Below are 21,017 nucleotides of genomic sequence, written 5' to 3'. Positions count from 1 at the left end.
GAGGCAGTAATGGCCAAGAAGAAACCGGTGAAGGACCCGGCCGCGGTCGGGCCGGATCTGACCCTCATCGCGATCTACGTCGGCGGCGCCGTCCTGGGAACCGTATGGGTGGCCCTGCACCTGGGCAATATGCTCTCGCTGCAGAAGCAGGACATGCCGATCAACCCGATCGATATCGTGGCCGGGATGGTCAAGGGCGAGCTGCACTGGCCCACCGGTACGACGGTGATCCTGCTGCTCGTACTGCTCGCGCTGGCCCTTTTCGTGCTGTACCGGCGGCGGGCCACGGCCAGACGGCTGGTGGGCCGCCTCGCCGTGGACGACAAGGCCGATGTGATGGGCAACGGCGGCGCCATCGCCGCCTTGACCGAGGCCGGGGTCCGGGAGAAGGCCCAGAACATGGGCGTCAAGCTCGGTTACAACGACGCGCCCGGAGTGCCGATCGGCGTCGCCGTCGCCGACGGCACGATGCTGTACGGCTCGTACGAGGATCTGCACCTGGACATCTGGGGCCCGCGGCAGGGTAAATCGACCTCCCGGGTCATCCCGGCGATCCTCACCGCCATCGGACCGGTCCTGGCCACCTCGAACAAACGCGATGTGGTGGACGCGACCCGCGATGTCCGCGAGGCCAAGGGTAGCCGCACCTTCGTCTTCGACCCGCAGGGCGTGGCCGCCGAAGAGCCCACCTGGTACTGGAATCCGCTGGCCTGGGTGGACGCGAACAGCGACGGCTGTGAGATGCGGGCCGCTCGCCTGGCCGGTCATTTCGCCGACAGCGACAGCGGTTCCGATTCCCGCAACGACGCCTTCTTCGATCCGGAGGCCGAGGATCTGCTGGCCGGGCTCTTCCTGGCCGCCGCGATCGCGAAGAAGCCGATCACCCAGATCTGGGAATGGGTGACCGATTCGCAGAACATCGAACCGATCAAGTTCCTGCGCGACGCGGGCCACGATTTCTCCGCCTCCGGTCTGGCGGCACAGTACAACGCCGACCCGCGGACCCGCAGCGGTATCTTCGGCACCGCCAAGAAGATGGTGCGCTGCCTGAAACTGCGCAATGTGCACAAGTGGGTCACCCCGCACAGCGCGGACCGACACGAGCCGGCCCGGGCCCAGTTCGACGAACTGGAGTTCATCGAGAAGAACGGCACCCTCTACAGTTTGTCGCTGGAGGGTCGCGGTTCGGCGGCCCCGCTGGTGAGCGCGCTCACCGAGGCCGTGATCGATGTGGCCATGCGCAAGGCGTCGCGTTCGGCCTACGGGCGCCTGCCGATTCCGCTGCTGGCGGTGCTGGACGAGGCCGCGAACGTGGTCCGGTGGAAGGATCTGCCCAAGCAGTACAGCCACTTCGGCTCGCGCGGCATCGTGGTCATGACCGTGCTGCAGTCCTGGGCGCAGGGCGCCCGGTGCTGGGGTGACGACGGGATGAACGCATTGTGGTCGGCGGCCAATATCAAGGTGCTCGGCAGCGGCGTCGACGACACCAACTTCCTGCGGGAACGGTCCGAGGCCATCGGCGAGCACTCCGCCATCTCCGCCTCGGTCTCCGAATCCAAGGGCGGTAAGAGTTATTCGCGGTCGCTGGGTTCCTCCAAGACCTTCACCGTGCAGGCGCTGGCGACGCTGCCGCGAGGCCGCGCCATCGTGTTCTCCTCCGGTGCACCCCCGGTGCTGGTGCGCACGGTGCCCTGGTGGGAGGGCGATTACGCGTCCGCGGTGAAGAAGTCCATCGAACAGCACGACCCGCAGCGCAAGACATTGGTCACCGATCTCATCGGTTCCCCCGCGCTGATCAAGGAGAAGCCCACCGAGCCGGACCACGGCCCGGCGGGCGCGCCGACGATCTTGGACAAGAAGCCGGCGGGAGCACAGACGGAACCGGATAACGGTCCGGGCGGAACACCACCGGGTCCGGAGAACGGGCCGGGAGAGAGGCAGGAGGTTCGACCGCTGTGACCGAGATTTCCCGAGAGCAGCAGATACCGACCTACAAGAACGTGGTGGAGTTCGTCGAGAACTACCTCAGCGTCGTCTATCGGCGGCAGGTCAGCGATCTCAGCGATACCGTGTGGTGCCCCGAGTGGTGGAAGCATACGGAGGCCATCGCGCGCCTGGACGCGATGTGGCGGGCCTGGGAGCATCTGCGGCAGGACGGCGCCACGGGAATGAGCGTCTGGTTCCTCGACCACGCCGACCAGCATATGGCCGTACTCCTCGACCCGAAGGGCCCGTTCAAATATTGCAGCGTGCGCAACGGGCACAAGGACATGCTGGTGCCGCTGCCGCTGACGGCTCCACCCGACGGCATGTTCAGCGATCCGTTCGACAGCACCGAAGAAGCCGAAGCCCCGGTCCGTCCGGCGGCTAGCGAAGTCAAGAGCTGACGACCCCCGCCGACGGCCCCGGAATACGAAGAACGCCCGTCCTCCTGGACGGGCGTTCTTCGTACTCCGGCCGGAACCGCGGCCTAGCGACTACGTTCGAGACCGCGGGCGAGTTCCTGCTCCCGGGCACGCTGGACCGACGGCGCCCGATCGGGCCGGTTGCGCACCGCCTCGCTCGGCGGGGTGGCCTGCCCGACCTCGACCAGCATCCGGGCCGCGGCCAATTCGGGTGCGACACCGATCTTGGCGAGATGCGCGGCCAGGGCCGCCCGCCGCTCCACCGAGTCGTAGCGCACCGCGTCCGCCGCGCTGCTCACCTGATCGGATTTCTCGGCGAACGAGCTCATCGAGAAGCGGTCCTTCTCGAGCTGGACGCCGCGATAGCCGGGCGTTTCCCGATGCGGTACCGAGGTGCCCGGTGGCCCGACCTCCGCGACCGACCGCGAAATGGTCTGGCTCAGGGCGAGATTGCGCGGATCCTTGGCCTTGGCGTCGCGCGCCTCGCGGATCTGCAGCTCTCGCGCCTCTTTCACCCGGGCCTCGGTCATCTTGACCCGCATCTCGGCTTCACGCTGGCCGCGTTCCCGGGCCTTGAGTGCGACCAATGTCGCGATCTGCAACATCGTCTTCATCATGGCCGCGGTTTCCCGGCCGATGTCGTCCAGTTCCTCGGACATGGCTGCTCCCCGATACTGCGGTGTGCACTATTGGATGTTGTGGTGCCCCGGCGGCACGGGCCGGGCCGGCGGATCGGGATCCGCCGGCCGGCCCGCGGAACCGCCCGGCGAAGGTACGCCCGGCGCGACGCGAACACCGGGAGAACTCGCGAGCGGCGCCCCGGCCCGGAACTGCGGCCGGAGAGCACGACTTGGTCACGCGCACTCCCTTTTTCGAGATTACCCGAGAGATGGGGGCTCAGTCTTCGCAACGTTGCGCCGACCAGCATATATCGCCGGAAACCGAGGTGAGCGGAACGCGCCCGAGGGCGGGGCCGCCGGGATCAGTCGATCCGGACCGAGTTCAGCGTCACCGGCTGTGTGGGTTTACCGTCGCCGGGACCGTTGGATTCGTCCTGACCCTGACCGGCGATCTTGTCCAGGGTCGCCAGGCCGCCCTCGTCCACGGTGCCGAAGATCGTGTAGTTCGGCGGGAGCATCGAATCGCCGTACACGATGAAGAACTGGCTACCGTTGGTGCCCGGTCCGGCATTGGCCATGGCCAGCACACCGCGTCCGTAACTGATCGGCTGCTGCAGCGCCGGATCGTTCGGCGCGAACTGATCGGTCGGGTACTCGTTGTCGAATTCGTACCCCGGGCCACCGGTGCCGGTACCGGTCGGGTCACCGCACTGCAGCACCTTGAGGCCCTCACCCTGGGTGAGCCGGTGGCAGTTGGTGCCGTCGAAATAGCCCTGGCCGGCCAGGCTGGCGAAGCTGTTCACCGTGCACGGCGACTCGGCGTTGTTCAGCGTCAGTCCCAGCGGACCCTGGTTGGAGTCCACGCTGATGCTCAGCGAGGAGTTGCCGTCCCCGGTCTGGATGCCCTCCGCGCGCGGCTTCTGCACCGGCTTGGACGCGGGTTCCGCGCTGTCCCGGTAGGTGCAGTTCACGCTGGCCGGTTTGGCGGCCGCGGGCGGGGGCGGGGCCGCGCCCGGCGTGCTGGACAGCGAGGCGTCCGGCGTCTGCGAGGCATTGGAGGCCGTATCGGCGCTCTCGCCGCCGCGGGTCAGAAAGTACACCCCGGTCACCGCGGCGATCACCACGACGACCCCGAGCGCCGATCCGGCGATGGTCAGTTGTTTACGCTTGCGCGCGCGTTCGGCCCGGTTGGCGAGCTGTCGTTCCAGCTTGCGTTTCGCCGCCGCTCGGCGTTGTTCGTTGCTGGGCACTACCACGTTCCTCCCGTGCGGCGGCCGGGCCTGCCGGCCCGGCCGGTCGCGGCTGGTCTGTTGCTTCCGGCACTAGAGTCTGCCATCTCCGGCGCCCGGCACCCGGATATCGACCGGACCGGCCGCCTCGGGGCCCGGATAGGGCGGAACCGGTTGGACTCGACCGGGGCGGGTGGGGGAAACTGGTTCACCGTGACCAAGACCAGCAGCTTCTCCGCCCCGAAGGGGGTGCCGGATTACGTTCCGCCCGGTTCGGCCGAGTTCGTCGCGGTACGCGACGGTCTGCTCCGCGCCGCCCGACTCGCCGGGTACGGGCATATCGAGCTGCCGGTCTTCGAGGACACCGAACTGTTCGCCCGGGGTGTCGGCGAGTCCACCGATGTGGTGAGCAAGGAGATGTTCACCTTCTCCGATCGCAGCGATCGCAGCGTCACCCTGCGTCCCGAGGGCACCGCCGGGGTGATGCGGGCGGTGATCGAACACGGCCTCGACCGCGGCCAGCTGCCGGTCAAGCTGAGCTACGCCGGCCCCTTCTTCCGCTACGAGCGGCCGCAGAAGGGCCGGTACCGGCAGTTGCAACAGGTCGGTGTGGAGGCCATCGGCGTCGACGATCCGGCGCTGGACGCCGAGGTCATCGCGGTTGCCGATGCCGGGTTCCGGAGCCTGGGCCTGACCGGGTTCCGGCTGGAGATCACCTCGCTCGGTGACGAGACGTGCCGCCCGCAGTACCGCGAGCGGCTGCAGGAGTTCCTGTTCGGGCTGGACCTGGACGCCGAGACCCGGCGGCGGGCCGAGATCAACCCGCTGCGTGTACTCGACGACAAGCGGCCCGAGGTGCGGGAGATGACCGCGACGGCGCCCCTGATGATCGACCACCTCTCCGAATCCGCCAAAACCCACTTCGACCAGGTTCTCGCGTACCTCGACGCACTCGGCGTGCCGTATGTGCCGAATCCGCGCATGGTGCGTGGGCTGGACTACTATACGAAGACGACCTTCGAGTTCGTGCACGACGGATTGGGTGCCCAGTCCGGGATCGGCGGCGGCGGCCGCTACGACGGACTCATGGCCGAGCTGGGCGGGCAGGCCCTGTCCGGAATCGGTTTCGGTCTCGGTGTCGACCGCACGGTTCTGGCGCTGGCCGCCGAGGGCGTCACGGCGGGCGACCCGGCCCGCTGTGAGGTGTTCGGTGTCCCGCTCGGCGAGGCCGCCACCCAGCGCATGGTGGTCCTGGCCGGTGAGCTGCGCGCCGCGGGGGTCCGGGTGGATCTGGCCTACGGCGGCCGCGGGGTGAAGGGCGCCATGAAGGCCGCGGACCGGTCGGGTGCGCGGGCCACGCTGATCCTGGGCGATCGCGATCTGGCCGAGGGGACCATCGGGCTGAAGGATATGCAGACCGGGGACCAGCGGCAGATCCCGCTCGACGAGATCGTCGCCACCCTGGCCGCGCAGTAGTCGCCTCGGCCGCCGCATCGTGGGTCTGGCCGACGATGCGGCGATCGGGCAGACCGGCGATCGGGCAGACGAATCGTGCGGCCGTGTGCTGGGCGCTGTCCGACGTGGCGTAGTACTGTCCGGTGCGACCCTGTCCCCCTGATCGAAATGCGCCTGCCGTGACCGATTTACCCGTGCCCGACGACGCCCAGCGAATCGGGCTGGACCTGGTCGCCCCGGAGATCTACGGGCCGGTGCTCCGACGACTGGCGTCGATCGCCCTCGCGCTCGCTCTCGCGGTCGGTGTGATCGCCGGACTCCTGTTCGGCCCGCCGGCGGGGCTGGTGGCGGCACTGGTCGTGGCCGTACCGGCCGTGGGCTATGCCCTGGCGGTACCCCGGCGCCGGCTGTGGCTACGCGGGACCTCGATCAACGCACGCACCCTGCTCGGCACCCGGTCCCTCGATATCGCGGCCGTTACCGGTGTCGAGCTGCTGATATATCCGGGCCGGCTCAGCCGCCTGGTGCTGCGGCTGACCGCCGGCCCCGACCGGCAGGTCGTCCCGCTGGCCATGTACACCGACGCGGGGAGCGGCCGTGAGCTGCATCTGCTGGGACTGCGGCGGTTGGCGGACGCCCTGGTGCGCAGTGACCTTCCCGCGGCGCTCGCGGTGGCGGATCTACTCGTCCATCAGCTACGTGCCGAGGCCCGCGACGCGCCGCTTCCGCAGCGGCCGCTGTATCGCGCGGTGACGTTGACCCGGGCCAAGGACTATGTCGCTCCGATCGTGCTCACCGACGAGGAGATCGCGACCCTGTACTGACCGCGGAACCGGCGTCGGCCGGCGACCGCCCGCGCGCCGACGAGCCGCTCAGCGCACCGTCCAGGTCTCGGAGCCGGTGAGCAGATTCTGCAGTGAGTCTTCGGCCACCGGGAACCGTTCCCGGGCCGCGGCGGTCTGGGCCCGGACTCCGTCGTCGTAGGTGGGTCGGTCCACCGCCCGGAAGACACCCGTGACCACATGGTCGAGGTCCTGATCGGAGAGCCGGGACAGCGCGTAGGCGTACTCGGGGTCGTCGGTATGCGCGTCGTGCACCACGATCTCGTCGTCGGGAACATTCGCCGCCGGCACCGCGGCGAGACCGAAGCCCCTTCGCACCACGGCGTATTCACCGTCGGCGCCGAACCGTAGCGGTTCACCGTGGCGCAGGCGGATGAGCCGGGACTCGCTGTCCCCGCGGCGCAGCACATCGAAGGATCCGTCATTGAAGATCGGGCAGTCCTGGAGGATCTCTACGAAGGAGGTGCCGCGATGTTCGGCGGCGGCGCGCAGTACCTCGTTCAGGCCGGTGCGGTCGGAGTCCAGGGCGCGGGCGGCGAAGGTCGCTTCGGCGCCCAGCGCCACCGACAGGGTGTTGAACGGGTGGTCCACCGAACCCATCGGGGTCGATTTGGTCACCTTGCCCGGTTCCGAGGTGGGGGAGTACTGGCCCTTGGTCAGGCCGTAGATCCGATTGTTGAACAGCAGGATCGTCATATTGACATTGCGGCGCAGCGCGTGGATCAGATGGTTGCCGCCGATGGAGAGGGCGTCGCCGTCGCCGGTGACCACCCAGACCGACAGATCCGGGCGGGTCACCGCCAGCCCGGTGGCGATGGCCGGCGCGCGGCCGTGGATGGAGTGGATACCGTAGGCGTCGAGGTAGTAGGGGAAGCGGCTCGAGCAGCCGATTCCGGAGACGAACATCAGGTTCTCCCGGCGCAGGCCGAGATCGGCCAGGAAGCCGCGCACGGTGGCGAGGATGACATAGTCGCCACACCCGGGGCACCAGCGCACCTCCTGGTCGGAGGTGTAGTCCTTGGCCTTCTGCGGCCCGTCGGCCGTCGGCACCCCGGACAGGCCGGAGACCGGTGTGAGCCCGAGCTCGGTCCCGGTCAGCGATGTTTCGACGATGGTCATGATGCGCCCCCGTTCGTGCGATACGTGGCCCGGGCCCGCGCGGCGCGGGCCTTGTCGTGCTCGAGTCCGGCCAGGGTTCCGTCCCGTGCCGCGTCGATGACGCCCACCAGTTCCTGGGCGGAGAACGCCGTACCGGCGACCTTGGTCCACGGTTGGACGTCCACCAGGTACTTCGCGCGCAGCAGCAGGGCCAGCTGGCCGCCGTTCATCTCGGGGGCGACCACGGTGGGGTACCGGCGCAGGACCTCGCCCAGATCGGGCGGCAGCGGATTGAGATGCCGCAGATGCAGCTGGGCCACTCGCCCGCCCCGGCGCCGTACCCGCCGGCACGCCTCACCGATCGGTCCGTAGGAGCTGCCCCAGCCGACCAGCAGGATTTCGGCCGCGCCGTCGGGATCGTCCACCTCGGCCGGCGGCACGGTGATCCCGTCGATCTTGGCCTGCCGCAACCGCACCATCAGGTCGTGATTGGCCGGATCGTAGGAGATATCGCCGCTGCCGTCGGCCTTCTCCAGCCCACCGATCCGGTGGGCCCGGCCCGCGGTGCCCGGGACCGCCAGCGGGCGCGCCAGCGTTTCCCGATCGCGGGCATAGGGCAGGAACTCGCCCTCCGCGCCGGACTCGAAGCCCGGATCGATGGGATCGAGGTCGGCCACCGACGGGATGGCCCACGGTTCGGAACCGTTGGCGATCGAACCGTCGGACAGCAACAGCACCGGCGTCCGGTAGGTGAGGGCGATCCGCGCGGCCTCCACCGCGGTGGCGAAACAGTCGGCGGGTGAGCGCGGCGCCAGCACGGCCACCGGGGATTCGCCGTTGCGTCCGTACAGGGCCTGCAGCAGGTCGGCCTGTTCGGTCTTGGTGGGCAGCCCGGTCGACGGGCCGCCGCGCTGTACATCGATGATCAACAGCGGCAGCTCGGTCATCACGGCCAGACCGATGGTCTCGCTCTTGAGCGCCAAACCGGGGCCCGAGGTGCTGGTGACCCCGAGCGCGCCGCCGAGGGACGCCCCCAGCGCCGCGCCGATCCCGGCGATCTCGTCCTCGGCCTGGAAGGTGGTGACGCCGAAGTTCTTGTGTTTGCTCAGCTCGTGCAGGATATCGGAGGCCGGGGTGATCGGATAGGTCCCCAGGAACACGGGCAGGCCCGCCAGCGAACCGGCTGTGATCAGCCCATATGCCAATGCCGTGTTACCGGTGATCTGCCGGTAGGTACCGGTGGGCAGGACCGCCGGGGCGATGCTGTAGGTGGTGGCGAAGGCCTCGGTGGTCTCGCCGTAGTTCCAGCCCGCCCGGAAGGCGAGAATATTGGCCTCGGCGATATCCGGTTTCGCGGCGAACTTTTCCCGCAGGAACTTTTCGGTACCGCCGAGGGGGCGCCCGTACATCCAGGACAGCAGGCCCAGCGCGAACATGTTCTTGGCGCGTTGGCCGTCCTTCTTGCCGACCCCGGTGGACTCGGTGGCGGCCAGCGTGAGCGAGGTCATCGGCACCTGGTGGACCACGAACTCGCCGAGGCTGTCGTCGGCCAGCGGATCGGCCGCGTAGCCGACCTTGGTGAGGTTGCGTTTGGTGAACTCGTCGGTGTTGACGATGACGGTGCCGCCACGCGGTAACTCGCCCAGATTGGCCTTCAGCGCCGCCGGGTTCATCGCGACCAGCACATCCGGCTGATCGCCGGCGGTGAGGATATCGTGGTCGGCGATCTGGATCTGGAACGACGACACACCCGGCAGCGTCCCCTGCGGTGCCCGGATCTCGGCCGGGAAATTGGGCTGGGTGGCCAGATCGTTGCCGAAGGCGGCCGCCTCGTGGGTGAACCGGTCGCCGGTGAGTTGCATACCGTCGCCCGAGTCGCCCGCGAAGCGAATGACGACACGGTCCAATACCGCTGTGCCGGAGTCGTTCCCGGCGGAAGCGGTGTCGGGGCGGCCGATATTGTCGTGGTGCGAAACCATACGCGTGCTTCACTTCCTCGTCGAAATGAGCTGCCGGTCGCCAACCTACCCCGGGGCGGGGTCGCCGCGCCGGAAAAGCACACGGCCGGGTCGGCGGCGGAAGCGGAACGAGGTGTTCCTGCGTCGTACTTGTGTGGTACCTACCAGGGTAGTGCGCCGGGCGTGCCGGGCCCTATGACCTGGAACTCGCCGTTCCACGACGGTTCGGAGGACATCGTGCCGGTGGCCGGGATCGCGCGGCGGATCGGCCGGCGCCGGGCGTGACCTCCGCCGGGTACTCCGCGGGGATCCGGTCAGGCGAAGAGCTCGAGCTGGGGGGCCGGTCGAGGCTCGGCAGGGAGTGGGGCGCGGGGTTCGGCCTCGCGTTCGGGGAGCAGACCGTGCTGCTCCAGCAGCGGATCGATACGTTCGCGCAACCAGCCGGCGTACTCGGGGGCGACCACCGCACCGCGCCGATACAGCTGGCGGTAGCGGCGCAGCAGTGCCGGATGGTGTTCGGCCAGCCAGCCCAGGAACCAGTCCCGGGTGCTGCCGCGCAGGTGCAGGGGCAGCACGACCGCCGACGCCGCACCGGCCGCGGCCAGTTCACCGAACAACTCGTCGAGCTGGGACCGGCCGTCGGTGAGGTACGGGATCACCGGCGCCACCATGATGTTCACCGCGAAACCGGCGTCACTACAGGCGCGCACCAGGTCCAGCCGGGCGCGCGGCGACGGGGTGCCCGGTTCCAGTCCGCGATGCAGTTCGGGTTCCAGCAGGGCCAGCGAGATACCGATGTGCACCGGCACCTCCCGCGCGGCCAGGGTGAGCAGCGGCAGATCCCGGTGCAGCAGGGTGCCCTTGGTGAGGAGGGAGAACGGCGTCCCGGAATCGGTGAGAGCGCGGATGATTCCGGGCATCAGCCGGTACCGGCCCTCCGCGCGCTGGTAGGGATCGGTGTTGGTGCCGAGCGCCACCTGCTCCCGGTGCCAGGACCGGCGGGTGAGCTCGCGCCGCAGCACGGCGGCGATATTGGTCTTCACGACGATCTGGGTGTCGAAATCCGTTCCGGCGTCGAGGTCCAGGTATTCGTGCGAACCGCGCGCGAAACAGTAGCGGCAGGCGTGCGAACAACCGCGCATCGGATTGACCGTCCACCGGAACGGCAGAGTCGATTCGTCGGGCACCTTGTTCAGCGCGCTCTTGCAGAGCACTTCGTGGAAGGTGATCCCGTCGAATTCGGGAGTCTGTACGGTGCGGGCGAATCCGGCCCGGTCCAGCCCGGGCAGCGCGCCGTCGTCGGCATCCAGGGTTTGGTTCTGCCACCGCACCGGACCAGTCGAACACGCGTTCTATGTGCTGTCAAGCAGTCGGGGTGAAATCCGGCAGCGGGGCGTGCGGGTCGGCGAAGAAGGCGACCAGGTCGCGCACCGTGTCGTCGATGGGACGTGGTCGGTAGCCGAGTTCCCGGGTGGCCTTGCCGTGGTCCACCAGCGGCGCCGAGACCAGCGCGCCGAGCGCGGCCTTGGAGACGATGTCGGTGCCGAGCCGCTTACCGATCGGCTCCATCACGGGGATGAGACCAGAGACCAGTTTCGGGGAGATGGAGAAGCGTGGCCCCTTCTTCCCGCCGTGCCGCGCGGCCATCCGGCACAGGTCGAGCATGGAGATCATCTCGCCGCCGATCAGATAGTTCTCCCCGGTCCGGCCGTGCTCACCGGCCAGGACGAGACCGCGCGCGACATCGCGGACGTCCACCAGGTCGAAACCGCCGTCGATCATGGCCGGGATGCGGCCGCGCGCGGCGTCGCGCAGCGAACGGTTGATGCGCGACAGCGGGGTGCCGTGATCGGCCGGCCCGAAAACCCCGGTGGGATTGCAGATCACCGCGTCCAGACCGGCCTCGACCACCGTGCGCAGTGCGAGCTCGCCGGCCCATTTGGAGCGGTCGTACACCGGCAGGCCCGCGTCGGTGGACCGCAGCGTCGTCTCGTCGATGTTCCCGCCGCAGCTGTACTGGTCGAAGGCGTGGATCGAGCTGGCGTGCACGAACCGCCGTACTCCGACGGCATGGGCGGCCTCGGCGACCACGCGGACGCCCTCGGTGTTCACCCGCCAGGCCAGATCGTGCTTGTCGGCGAGAGTGATCACGGCGACCAGGTGGTAGACGATCTCGGCGCCCTCGAGTGCGGCGCGCATGGATTCGGGGTCCAGGACGTCGGCGCTCACCCAGGAGATGTTCGCCGCGCCGGGCTGCCGGGGTGCCACCCGGTCGATGGCGACGATCTCGTCACCCCGCTCGGCGAGCAACGGGAGCAGATTCGTACCCAGGTAGCCGGCTGCGCCGGTCACTGCGACCTTCATGGAGACGAGAATATAGAACTTGTTCTAATTTGCAACAGGTTCTAGTTTTACGGCTCCGTCGCGTCTCGTGTGCGGCAGGGCGAGTGGGCTATATTCGGGCGGCAACCATTTGGTGCCACAAGGGGTGTGCGTCGTTGCGGCATAGGGCGCGTTCCACGCGGTGGCCACGAGGATGTTCACGAAGAATCAGGGGGGAGCTCGATGAGTGATCTCTCGGTAGCGACCGAAGCGCTGCGGGCGTTCGGAATCACGAATTCCGGAATCGGGACCGAGATCGCGGCAGCCGGCAATATCGACGCCGTGGCCAATGTGGCCGCACTGACACCGGTTTTCGGTTTGATCGGCGCCGACTATCTGGCCATGTTCGCCGCCGCCCAGGTCCTGCAGGCGCGCGATATCAACGATCTGTCGGCCAAATACCAGAAACTGTCGGAGGCCGCCTTCACCTCCGCGTTCAACTACGACGCCACCGACGACGGTACGGCCGGTGTGCTCGGTGTGGCCGGGGGTGGCCTGTGAAACCGCTCGACACCACCGCCTCCGCGGGCCTCATCGCCCCCGAGCTCCAGCAGGCGGCGCCGGCCGTCCCGGTGCATGTTCCGGAAACCGCCGCCCCCGCGGCCGCACCGGACCCGGCCGCCGCCATCCAGGATGTTCCGCTCGCCCAGCTGCCCGAGGGTGAGCTGCCGGTGGAGGCACCGGAATTCGTGCTCTCGCGGCGGATCTCCGACGACGCACCGCAGACCGGCGTACCCGCGGCGGGTCTGCCCGGGTTGTCCGGGCCGGGCGGGGAACCGGCCGGAGCGCAGGACATCCTTTCCGGTGCGGCCGAGGAGGCCAACGCTCAGGCGAACGAGCTGCTGGGCGTCGTCAACGAGGCCGCGGCGCCGGTGCTGGAAACCGCCGAGGGTGTCCTCGGGCAGGTGCTGAACACGGCCGCCGGCGGTGGCCTCCCCTCCGGCACCGGCGCCGCCGCGGCCGGAGCCACGCCTGCGGCGGCCGCTCCGGCACTGCCCGCCGATCCGGTGGGAGCACTGCTCAATGGCGCCGCCCTGCCCGCCCTGCCCGGTATCGATGTGCTGTTCCAGCCGATCCGCGACCTGCTGAGCAGTTTCGGCACCGGGGTCATCGGAGCCCTGGACCCGACCGCGATCCTGAGCCAGTCCTCCCAGGTCATCGAGGTCGCCATGAGCGTGGGCAAGAGCAGCCTGACCGCCATGGGCCAGGTCTGGGAGAGCGACGCCGCGCAGACCGCCCAGACCGCCGGGCAGGAGGCGAACAACTCCGGGCTCCAGACCAGTCAGCGCGGTATCGATATCGCGGCCCTCACCCAGGCGGCCGCCGCGGTCGTACAACAGGGCAATGCCCAGCTCAGTACCATCGCGACATCGTTTCTGGGACAGGCGGTCGCACTCGCCCCGGTGGTTATGACGCCGCCCGCCCAGACCGCTCTCATCGCCTCGGCGACCGAGCATCTGGGGCAGGCCGTGATCGTGGCCAACGGCACCCGCGGTGATCTCGCCGGGAAGACGGCGGAGCTGGGCGGAATGGTGCAGAACCTGCTCGGTGTGGACCCGCAGAAGGCCGCCGAGGCCGCGCAGAGTGTGGCCCAGAGTGTCGGCGAGCCGATCATGCAGCAGGCGCAGAGCATGGCCTCCGATACCTCGGCACTCGAATCGGCACTGGGCTCCGGCGACGATCCCGCCGCCACCACCCTGGCCGGCCTGAACTCCGGGAGCCCGAGCACCACGTCCGGCAGCCCCGGACTCACCACGGGAAGCCCCGGCCTGTCCACCGGTTCGCCCGGCGGCACCCCGGGTACGCCCGGTTCGCCCGCGCTGCCCGGAGTGCCCGGAGTGCCCGGAGCGAGCCAGACACCGCTGACGGGTGTGGTCCGTCCCGGTCTGCCGGTGACAGGTATGCCCTCCGCCGCCACCACACCCGCGTCGAGTTCGTTCATGGGTTCGCCCGGCGGCGCCGCCGGGCAGCGCAACAACGACGACGAACACTCCCGCACAGTCGATCCCTACCGGAGTCCCACCGGTAACGACGATCTCACCGGGCCGCTCGGGGAATCCGCGCCGGAGGTCATCGGCGCGGTGGACGCCGATGAGGACGCGGGCTACGACAACCAGTTCTGAGCCGGCCGTCCCGGCGGGTCAGCGCAGGCCCGCCGGGTTGCTCAGATCGCCGGCCGAATAGGTGTCGCAGGCCGCCACCTCGCCGGTGCGGTATCCGGTGAGAAACCACTTCTGGCGCTGATCGGAGGCGCCGTGCGTCCACGCCTCCGGATTCACCCGGCCCGTCGCGGCTTCTTGGATCCGGTCGTCACCGACCGCGGAGGCGGCCGACAGGGCATCCTTGATATCGGTATCGGCCAGCGGCATCAGCAGCGGCGTATCCGATCCCGGCGCGGGCGTCTTGTCCGCGTAGTGGGCCCAGATACCCGCGTAGCAGTCGGCCTGCAGCTCGGTGCGCACCGCACCGGACTCCGGGCCCCGGGGATCCTGCTGCGCCCGGCCGATATCGCCGAGCAGGTTCTGGATGTGGTGGCCCACCTCGTGCGCCACCACATACTCCTGGGCGAGCGGCCCACCGCTCGCACCGAACCGGTCCACCAGTTCCTGGAAGAAACCGACATCGAAATAGGCGGTCCGGTCGCCGGGGCAGTAGAACGGGCCCACTTCACTGCTCGCGTACCCGCAGCCCGTGGAAATGCCGCCCGTGAACAGGCGGATACCGGGTTCGGTATAGGCGACCCCGGTCTGTCCCGGCAGTTCCGCCGACCAGACCGAGTCCAGGCTCTGTGCGGTCAGCACCACCCGGCAGTCCACGTATTTGTTGGCGTCGGCGCCGGTCCGGCAGTGCTCGGGCGTACCAGCGGTCTCGCCGGTGCCCTGCTGTGCATCCTCGACCCCGGTGAACTGGCCCAGCATCGAACCCGGATCCCCACCCAGCAGCAGGGCCAGTACCAGAACGATCAGGCCGCCGGCGCCGCCGCCGAGGGCGATTTTCCCACCCCGCCCCGGGCCCGGGCCCGACGAGGCGCGACCGGGGTCGATCTGTGATCCCTCGTTGAAGGTCATGGCTGATCCCGTCTGTGAACGTGTTCACCGCGGCGTGCTCGGGTGCTCGCAATATATCCGTTTACGTCCGCTCGGCGGGGCCCACTACGATGGCAACCGCATCCGGAGGCCGTCCCGGTGTGCTCCGACCGTCGAAAGGAATACCGTGCTGCGCACCCACTTGGCCGGTTCATTGCGAAGTGAACAGGCCGGTCAGACCGTTACCCTCTCCGGTTGGGTGGCACGGCGGCGGGACCACGGTGGCGTGATCTTCATCGATCTGCGTGATGCGTCCGGGGTGGCGCAGGTCGTGTTCCGCGAAGGTCCGGCGGCGGAGCAGGCGCACCGGTTGCGGGCGGAATACTGCGTGCGGATCGTCGGCGTGGTGGAACAGCGGCCCGCGGGCAACGAGAACCCGGAACTCCCGACCGGCGCGGTCGAGGTCGATGTCAAGGAACTCGAGGTGCTCAACGAGAGCGCGCCGCTGCCGTTCCAGCTCGACGAACAGCCCGGTGAGGAGGCCCGGCTCCGGTACCGCTACCTGGACCTGCGCCGCGAGGGCCCCGCCCATGCCATCCGGCTGCGGTCCAAGGTGAACGCCGCCGCCCGCGCGGTGCTGGCCCGGCACGAGTTCGTCGAGGTCGAAACTCCGACGCTCACCCGTTCGACCCCCGAGGGCGCCCGCGACTTCCTGGTGCCCGCCCGGCTGCAGCCCGGTAACTTCTACGCCCTGCCGCAGAGCCCGCAGCTGTTCAAGCAGTTGCTCATGGTGGGCGGAATCGAACGCTACTTCCAGATCGCGCGCTGCTACCGCGACGAGGACTTCCGCGCCGACCGCCAGCCCGAGTTCACCCAGCTCGACCTGGAGATGAGCTTCGTCCGGCAGGAGGATGTCATCCTGCTCGCCGAGGACATCCTGGTGGCGCTGTGGGACCTCGTCGGTTACCGGATTCCCACGCCGATCCCGCATATGACCTACGCCGAGGCGATGCGGCGGTTCGGCAGCGACAAACCGGACCTCCGCTTCGGGGTCGAGATCACCGAGTGCACCGAATACTTCGCGAACACCCCGTTCCGGGTGTTCCAGGCGCCCTACGTCGGTGCGGTCGTCATGCCGGGCGGCGCGAGCCAGCCGCGGCGGCAGCTCGACGCCTGGCAGGACTGGGCCAAACAGCGCGGCGCCAAGGGCCTGGCCTATGTACTGGTCGGCGAGGACGGGACCCTCACCGGGCCGGTCGCCAAGAATCTCACCGAGGACGAGCGCGCCGGCCTGGCCGCGCACGTCGGCGCCGAGCCGGGTGACTGTGTGTTCTTCGCCGCCGGGCCGGCCAAGGCGCAGCGGGCACTGCTGGGCGCGGCCCGTTCCGAGATCGCGCACCGGGTGGGGCTGATCGACGAGAACGCCTGGTCGTTCGTCTGGATCGTGGACGCCCCGCTGTTCGAACCGGCCGCCGACGCCACCGCCAGCGGCGATGTAGCGCTCGGACATTCGGCCTGGACGGCGGTGCACCACGCGTTCACCTCGCCGAAGCCGGAATCGGTGGACACCTTCGACACCGACCCCGGCGCCGCGCTGGCCTACGCCTACGACATCGTCTGCAACGGCAACGAGATCGGCGGCGGCAGTATCCGTATCCATCGCAAGGACGTGCAGGAGCGCGTATTCAAGGTGATGGGGATCAGCGAAGCCGAAGCGCAGGAGAAGTTCGGCTTCCTGCTGGACGCATTCGCCTTCGGCGCCCCACCGCACGGCGGTATCGCCTTCGGCTGGGACCGTATCGTCGCCCTGCTGGCCGGCCTGGATTCCATCCGCGAGGTGATCGCCTTCCCGAAGACCGGGGGCGGGGTCGACCCGCTCACCGACGCGCCGGCGCCGATCACCGCCCTGCAGCGCAAGGAAGCCGGTCTGGACGCGGCGCCCCAGCCCAAGGGGAAGGGGTCGGAGAGCAACGGCGCGGTGCAGGCCGCGGCCCCGGCAGGTGGTAGCGCCTAGGTTCCCGCTACACGGGTGACACCGGGCCCCCGGTGAGCGTGCGATACGCGTAGGTGACCGCGATCGTCGCCACCGGGCCCGCGACCAGCAGGCCGAGCCCGCAGGCCAGCAGGCCGAGTGCCGTGACCACGACCACTGTGAGCACCAGGAGCAGCACCCTGACCGGGTCCCGTAGCACCAGCAGGAAGCTGGACTTGATGGCTTCCACCGGGCTCTGCCCCTGTTCGATGGCGAAGTGCAGCGAGAACATACAGCCGATCCCCACCGCGATCCCCGGGAGCAGGCACAGCGCGGAGGCCAGGGTGGTCGCGAGGAAGGCGAGCAGCGCGGTCAGGAACGCGTTCGCCATACTGCCCAGATAGAAGTAGGAACCGAAACCCGGCCGGTAACCGTCGGTTTCGTACAGCGCACCCCGCACCATGGCGGCTTGTAGCAGCCACAACCCGGCCATGACGGCGGCGAATATCACGAACAGGCCGAGCGCCGAGCGCGGCTCCACCACCCGGACGACCAGACAGACCAGCAGATAGATGATCAGGCCGAGCGAGGTGACCGCGACCCACGGTCCCGGATTGCGCTTGAACTTCTCCAAGCCGTAGCTGAGCGCGTGGCCGATATCGAGCCGACCCGGGATCCCGGTGCCGTAGGCCTGGTAGCCGTAGGTCCCGGTGTTGGGGTCCGGTCCCGTGCCGGTCGGCCCGTACACCGGCCGACCGGGGACGCCGCCGGGCTCCGCGGTGCCGTACGGTGTGGTGCCCGCAGGCCCCGGAGCGCCGGCCCCGGCGGCATCGGGCGGTGGGGCGTCGCGCGGCACACCGGGCGTCTCGTCCACGGTGCCCGGCCGGGTCGCGGGTGGTTTGCCCGCCGGTGGTGGGGCGCCGGGGAGCGGAGTGTCGCTGCTCACCACGGCACTGCCGCCCTGGGGCGCGGCGGCGGGCCGCGGGCCGCCGGGTGCGGGGGGCTGCTCACCTGCCGGATCGCCGGGAGAGACCGGGGCGGAACGCGGTGTGTCGGTCACGCTGGCATACCTTTCGACGCAGCTGGTTTCCGGTGTGGCGCACAGCAGTTCAGATCGAGAAAACCCGACCGGCACAGCGGTGTCAAGCAGGCCGGTCACGCGGCGGGGAGCGCGGCGGACACGCCGAACGACACGGAAAGGTTGTTCAACCGCTCGCTAGAAGTGACCGGATGCGAGTAACTTGAGATGCGATGACTGCACTACTGGCCGAACGAGCCACCGAAGTCGTATCCGCAGCACAGCAGTTGCTCACAAAGCGAATGGGTGCTCCGGTGAAGCTGAGCGACCCCACCGAACTCAGCGGCAGTGGACGGACGACCGTCCTCCGCGTCCGGGTCGCCGAAAACGCTTTCTCGCTACCCCGCACCCTGATCATCAAGCAGGTGCGCGGGTCGGTGTCGGACCCGAAGAACGTCACCATCACCCCGGGTGTCGCGAGCGTCGATTCGGCCTTCCTCCGGGAGGCGGTGTCCTACCAGTTCACCACCGCGCTGAGCCGGGGGGAACGCCCCGGCGCCTATCTGATCGCGCACAGCCTGCCCGACCGGTTGCTCGTCCTCAGCGATCTCGGGGAGAACACCAAACTCACCGATGTGCTGAGTTCCGGGATCGAACCGGCCACCCGCAATGCCATGATGGCGTTCGCGCAGGCGCTCGGCCGGATGCACGCCGCCACGGTGGGCCGCGAACCCGATTTCGTGGCACTGCTGCGCCGTGTCGATGTCGTGCACCGGGTCGACGGAATCGCCCAGCAGGCGGAGGCCGCGGTCGCGGAGATGCCCGCGGTGCTGCGGCGCGAACTCGGTATGGAGGTCCCCGACGAGGTGAGTGAACAGATCGCGCACGGCGCGCGCCTGTTCACCGGCGGCCGGTTCCGGGCGTTCAGCCCGTCGGACCTGTGCCCCGACAATGTGATCCTCAACGACGAAGGCGCCCGCATCCTCGACTACGAATGGGGCGGATTCCGGGACGCCACCCTCGATATCGCCTACGCGCTGGTCTCCTTCCCCGGCTGCCTCTGCGATATCGAACTCTCCCGCGAACGCGCCCTGCAGATGGTGGAGGCGTGGCGCGCCGAAGTGGTCGGCGTCTGGCCGGCGCTCGCCGACGACGCGCTGCTCGCGGACAAGATCCTCGAAGCCCGGCTGATCTGGGTATGGCTGAGCACCTACTGGTTCCTCCCGGCCGATCACGCGCGTATCGCCGCCGCCCGCGAACACGGCCTGTCGGTGCCGCGCTCGGATGCGCTGCTCAACCGGTGGGCCGGTCTGGCCGAGGACGCGCGGTGCCTCGGCAACGACGCCGTCGGCGATTTCGCCGAAGCCGTCTGCGCGGTCCTCGACGAACACTTCAGCTGAGCTGTGTTTTTCGGCGGCTCCGAAGGCGCCGCCGAAAAACACAGAACCTTCGCGGGCGAGTCTGCCTGCCACCTTCGCGTGTGGGTCTGCCTGTCGGTCGGCGTGTGAGCCCGCCTCCCACTTCGCCGACCGACCCACCTGTCGCGTGACGAGCCGAGAGGCCGCCCGTGCGGTCTCCGGTGGCCGCGCCCGGCCTCCGTGTCGGCGCCGGGCGGTACGGTCGCAGGCATGGACGGTCTGTTCGATCTGCCCGGTGCGGGGGCGGGCGCACCGGAGATCGCCTTCGCGGGCGAGGCCGCACGGGACGGTGGGGCGCGTGCCCCGCTCGCGGTGCGGATGCGGCCCGCCTCGCTCGACGAGGTCGTCGGGCAGCAGCATCTGCTGGGCCCCGGGTCGCCGCTGCGGCGGCTGGTGGAGGGGTCGGGTGCGGCGTCGGTGCTGCTGTACGGGCCGCCCGGTACCGGGAAGACGACGCTCGCGTCGCTGATCTCGTATGCCACCGGGCGCCGGTTCGAGGCCCTGTCGGCCCTGTCCGCCGGCGTCAAAGAGGTGCGGGCGGTCATCGATATCTCACGTCGGCGGCTCACCGCGGGCGAACAGACCGTGCTGTTCATCGACGAGGTACACCGCTTTTCCAAAACCCAGCAGGACGCGCTGCTGGCCGCGGTGGAGAACCGCATCGTGCTACTGGTCGGCGCGACCACGGAGAACCCGTCGTTCTCGGTGGTGGCGCCGCTGCTGTCGCGGTCGCTGGTACTGCAGCTGCACTCGCTCGGGCCCGACGATATCCGGGCAGTGCTCACCCGGGCCATCGCCGATCCGCGCGGTCTGGACGGGCAGTACACGGTGACCGGCGAGGCCCTCGACCACATCGTGCGGATCGCCGGCGGTGATGCCCGGCGGGCCCTCACCGCGCTGGAGGCCTCGGCGGAATCCTCGCTGGACGGGACGGTGGATCTCGACCTGGTGGCCGCCAGTATCGACAAGGCGGCCGTCCGGTACGACCGGGCCGGTGACCAGCACTACGACGTGATCAGCGCGTTCATCAAATCGATCCGCGGCTCCGACGTGGACGCGGCGCTGCACTATCTGGCCCGCATGCTGACCGCGGGGGAGGACCCGCGCTTCATCGCCCGCCGCCTGATGATCCACGCCAGTGAGGACATCGGTATGGCCGACCCGACCGCGCTGCAGACGGCGACCGCGGCGGCCCAGGTGGTGCAGCTGGTCGGGCTACCGGAGGCCCGGCTGGCGCTGGCACAGGCCACCATCCATCTGGCGACCGCGCCGAAATCGGGCGCGGTGGTCGCGGCGATCGGCGCGGCCATGGCCGATGTGGCCGCCGGGAAGGCGGGCACGGTGCCGCCGCATCTGCGGGACGGGCACTACGCGGGTGCGGAGCGGCTCGGCAACGCCCAGGGCTACCGCTACCCGCACGACGACCCGGACGGGGTCCTCGCCCAGCAGTACCCGCCGGACGAACTCGTCGGGGTGGACTATTACCACCCGACCGACCACGGCCACGAGCGGGCGGTCGGGCCCCGGGTGAGCACGCTGCGCCGGATCGTGCGGGGTCTGCGCCCCGGAAACCCGGCTCGGTGATAATTCGGGT

Annotated in this window: 17 protein-coding genes; 9 read left to right on the top strand and 8 right to left on the bottom strand. The window is 69.4% G+C overall.

Annotation, left to right across the window (positions count from 1 at the left end):
* Positions 1 to 9: 9 nt before the first annotated feature.
* Positions 10 to 1,959, top strand: coding sequence for a type IV secretory system conjugative DNA transfer family protein (locus IG75_RS0113110; RefSeq protein ID WP_081876844.1), 1,950 nt, complete (start codon positions 10 to 12; stop codon positions 1,957 to 1,959).
* Positions 1,956 to 2,387: a DUF4913 domain-containing protein gene (locus IG75_RS0113105; RefSeq protein ID WP_245713182.1), complete on the top strand. Its 432-nt coding sequence runs from the start codon at positions 1,956 to 1,958 to the stop codon at positions 2,385 to 2,387. Before IG75_RS0113110 ends, IG75_RS0113105 begins: the two co-directional genes overlap by 4 nt.
* A gap of 83 nt (positions 2,388 to 2,470) precedes the next feature.
* Here the strand turns inward: IG75_RS0113105 and IG75_RS0113100 are convergent, their stop codons facing one another.
* Both IG75_RS0113100 and IG75_RS0113095 read right to left on the bottom strand, forming a co-directional pair.
* Entirely contained in the window at positions 2,471 to 3,064 is a 594-nt protein-coding gene (locus IG75_RS0113100; protein ID WP_030521520.1) for a hypothetical protein, read from the bottom strand.
* Positions 3,065 to 3,387: 323 nt separating this feature from the next.
* Complete coding sequence (locus IG75_RS0113095; protein ID WP_030521519.1) at positions 3,388 to 4,275, bottom strand: peptidylprolyl isomerase; 888 nt, start codon at positions 4,273 to 4,275, stop codon at positions 3,388 to 3,390.
* Positions 4,276 to 4,467: 192 nt separating this feature from the next.
* Between IG75_RS0113095 and hisS the strand changes: the two genes are divergently transcribed.
* Both hisS and IG75_RS0113085 read left to right on the top strand, forming a co-directional pair.
* Positions 4,468 to 5,730, top strand: a complete 1,263-nt coding sequence (gene hisS / locus IG75_RS0113090) for a histidine--tRNA ligase (RefSeq protein WP_030521518.1) — start codon at positions 4,468 to 4,470, stop codon at positions 5,728 to 5,730.
* A 158-nt stretch (positions 5,731 to 5,888) separates the two neighbouring features.
* Positions 5,889 to 6,533: a hypothetical protein gene (locus IG75_RS0113085; RefSeq protein ID WP_051714550.1), complete on the top strand. Its 645-nt coding sequence runs from the start codon at positions 5,889 to 5,891 to the stop codon at positions 6,531 to 6,533.
* 48 nt (positions 6,534 to 6,581) lie between these two features.
* Here IG75_RS0113085 and IG75_RS0113080 read toward each other — a convergent pair whose 3' ends face one another.
* The 4 genes from IG75_RS0113080 to IG75_RS0113060 form a co-directional block, all read right to left on the bottom strand.
* Positions 6,582 to 7,670 carry a 2-oxoacid:ferredoxin oxidoreductase subunit beta gene (locus tag IG75_RS0113080; RefSeq protein WP_030521516.1) on the bottom strand — a complete coding sequence of 363 codons (1,089 nt, stop codon included), beginning with the start codon at positions 7,668 to 7,670 and terminating at the stop codon, positions 6,582 to 6,584.
* Positions 7,667 to 9,628, bottom strand: coding sequence for a 2-oxoacid:acceptor oxidoreductase subunit alpha (locus tag IG75_RS0113075; RefSeq protein WP_030521515.1), 1,962 nt, complete (start codon positions 9,626 to 9,628; stop codon positions 7,667 to 7,669). The genes IG75_RS0113080 and IG75_RS0113075 overlap by 4 nt, the downstream gene beginning before the upstream one ends.
* Positions 9,629 to 9,921: 293 nt before the next feature.
* Positions 9,922 to 10,938 carry an Rv2578c family radical SAM protein gene (locus IG75_RS0113065; RefSeq protein ID WP_030521514.1) on the bottom strand — a complete coding sequence of 339 codons (1,017 nt, stop codon included), beginning with the start codon at positions 10,936 to 10,938 and terminating at the stop codon, positions 9,922 to 9,924.
* A 31-nt stretch (positions 10,939 to 10,969) separates the two neighbouring features.
* Positions 10,970 to 11,971, bottom strand: a complete 1,002-nt coding sequence (locus IG75_RS0113060) for an NAD-dependent epimerase/dehydratase family protein (RefSeq protein WP_036513709.1) — start codon at positions 11,969 to 11,971, stop codon at positions 10,970 to 10,972.
* A 201-nt stretch (positions 11,972 to 12,172) separates the two neighbouring features.
* Between IG75_RS0113060 and IG75_RS0113055 the strand changes: the two genes are divergently transcribed.
* The gene (locus IG75_RS0113055; RefSeq protein WP_030521512.1) at positions 12,173 to 12,490 is read left to right on the top strand and encodes a type VII secretion target; all 318 of its coding nucleotides are present in this window, start codon (positions 12,173 to 12,175) and stop codon (positions 12,488 to 12,490) included.
* On the top strand, positions 12,487 to 14,112 hold the full coding sequence (locus tag IG75_RS0113050) for a hypothetical protein (protein ID WP_030521511.1): 1,626 nt from the start codon (positions 12,487 to 12,489) through the stop codon (positions 14,110 to 14,112). The genes IG75_RS0113055 and IG75_RS0113050 overlap by 4 nt, the downstream gene beginning before the upstream one ends.
* A gap of 18 nt (positions 14,113 to 14,130) precedes the next feature.
* Here the strand turns inward: IG75_RS0113050 and ypfJ are convergent, their stop codons facing one another.
* On the bottom strand, positions 14,131 to 15,057 hold the full coding sequence (gene ypfJ, locus IG75_RS0113045; RefSeq protein WP_030521510.1) for a KPN_02809 family neutral zinc metallopeptidase: 927 nt from the start codon (positions 15,055 to 15,057) through the stop codon (positions 14,131 to 14,133).
* Positions 15,058 to 15,202: 145 nt separating this feature from the next.
* On the opposite strand from ypfJ, the gene aspS reads away from it, so the two are divergent.
* The gene (aspS, locus tag IG75_RS0113040; protein ID WP_030521509.1) at positions 15,203 to 17,029 is read left to right on the top strand and encodes an aspartate--tRNA ligase; all 1,827 of its coding nucleotides are present in this window, start codon (positions 15,203 to 15,205) and stop codon (positions 17,027 to 17,029) included.
* Between the two features lie 7 nt (positions 17,030 to 17,036).
* Here aspS and IG75_RS0113035 read toward each other — a convergent pair whose 3' ends face one another.
* A complete protein-coding gene (locus IG75_RS0113035) occupies positions 17,037 to 18,047 on the bottom strand; it encodes a hypothetical protein (RefSeq protein WP_030521508.1) in 1,011 nt (336 codons plus the stop codon).
* Between the two features lie 191 nt (positions 18,048 to 18,238).
* Here IG75_RS0113035 and IG75_RS0113030 point away from each other — a divergent pair, with 191 nt between their 5' ends.
* A complete protein-coding gene (locus tag IG75_RS0113030) occupies positions 18,239 to 19,405 on the top strand; it encodes a protein kinase family protein (protein WP_030521507.1) in 1,167 nt (388 codons plus the stop codon).
* A gap of 228 nt (positions 19,406 to 19,633) precedes the next feature.
* Positions 19,634 to 21,007, top strand: coding sequence for a replication-associated recombination protein A (locus IG75_RS0113025; RefSeq protein WP_036513705.1), 1,374 nt, complete (start codon positions 19,634 to 19,636; stop codon positions 21,005 to 21,007).
* Positions 21,008 to 21,017 lie beyond the last annotated feature (10 nt).

Origin of the sequence: Nocardia rhamnosiphila NBRC 108938 (assembly GCF_000720425.1) — a bacterium.
Taxonomy (GTDB): Bacteria; Actinomycetota; Actinomycetes; order Mycobacteriales; family Mycobacteriaceae; genus Nocardia; species Nocardia rhamnosiphila.
This window is presented reverse-complemented; position numbering and strand designations above follow the sequence as displayed.

Bases quoted from the DNA above. Each gene is read 5' to 3' on its own strand.
- ypfJ (WP_030521510.1), bottom strand. From the start codon at position 15,057: ATGACCTTCAACGAGGGATCACAGATCGACCCCGGTCGCGCCTCGTCG.
- IG75_RS0113110 (WP_081876844.1), top strand. From the start codon at position 10: ATGGCCAAGAAGAAACCGGTGAAGGACCCGGCCGCGGTCGGGCCGGAT.
- IG75_RS0113060 (WP_036513709.1), bottom strand. From the start codon at position 11,971: ATGAAGGTCGCAGTGACCGGCGCAGCCGGCTACCTGGGTACGAATCTG.
- IG75_RS0113080 (WP_030521516.1), bottom strand. From the start codon at position 7,670: ATGACCATCGTCGAAACATCGCTGACCGGGACCGAGCTCGGGCTCACA.
- IG75_RS0113030 (WP_030521507.1), top strand. From the start codon at position 18,239: ATGACTGCACTACTGGCCGAACGAGCCACCGAAGTCGTATCCGCAGCA.
- IG75_RS0113100 (WP_030521520.1), bottom strand. From the start codon at position 3,064: ATGTCCGAGGAACTGGACGACATCGGCCGGGAAACCGCGGCCATGATG.
- IG75_RS0113025 (WP_036513705.1), top strand. From the start codon at position 19,634: ATGGACGGTCTGTTCGATCTGCCCGGTGCGGGGGCGGGCGCACCGGAG.
- IG75_RS0113075 (WP_030521515.1), bottom strand. From the start codon at position 9,628: ATGGTTTCGCACCACGACAATATCGGCCGCCCCGACACCGCTTCCGCC.
- IG75_RS0113055 (WP_030521512.1), top strand. From the start codon at position 12,173: ATGAGTGATCTCTCGGTAGCGACCGAAGCGCTGCGGGCGTTCGGAATC.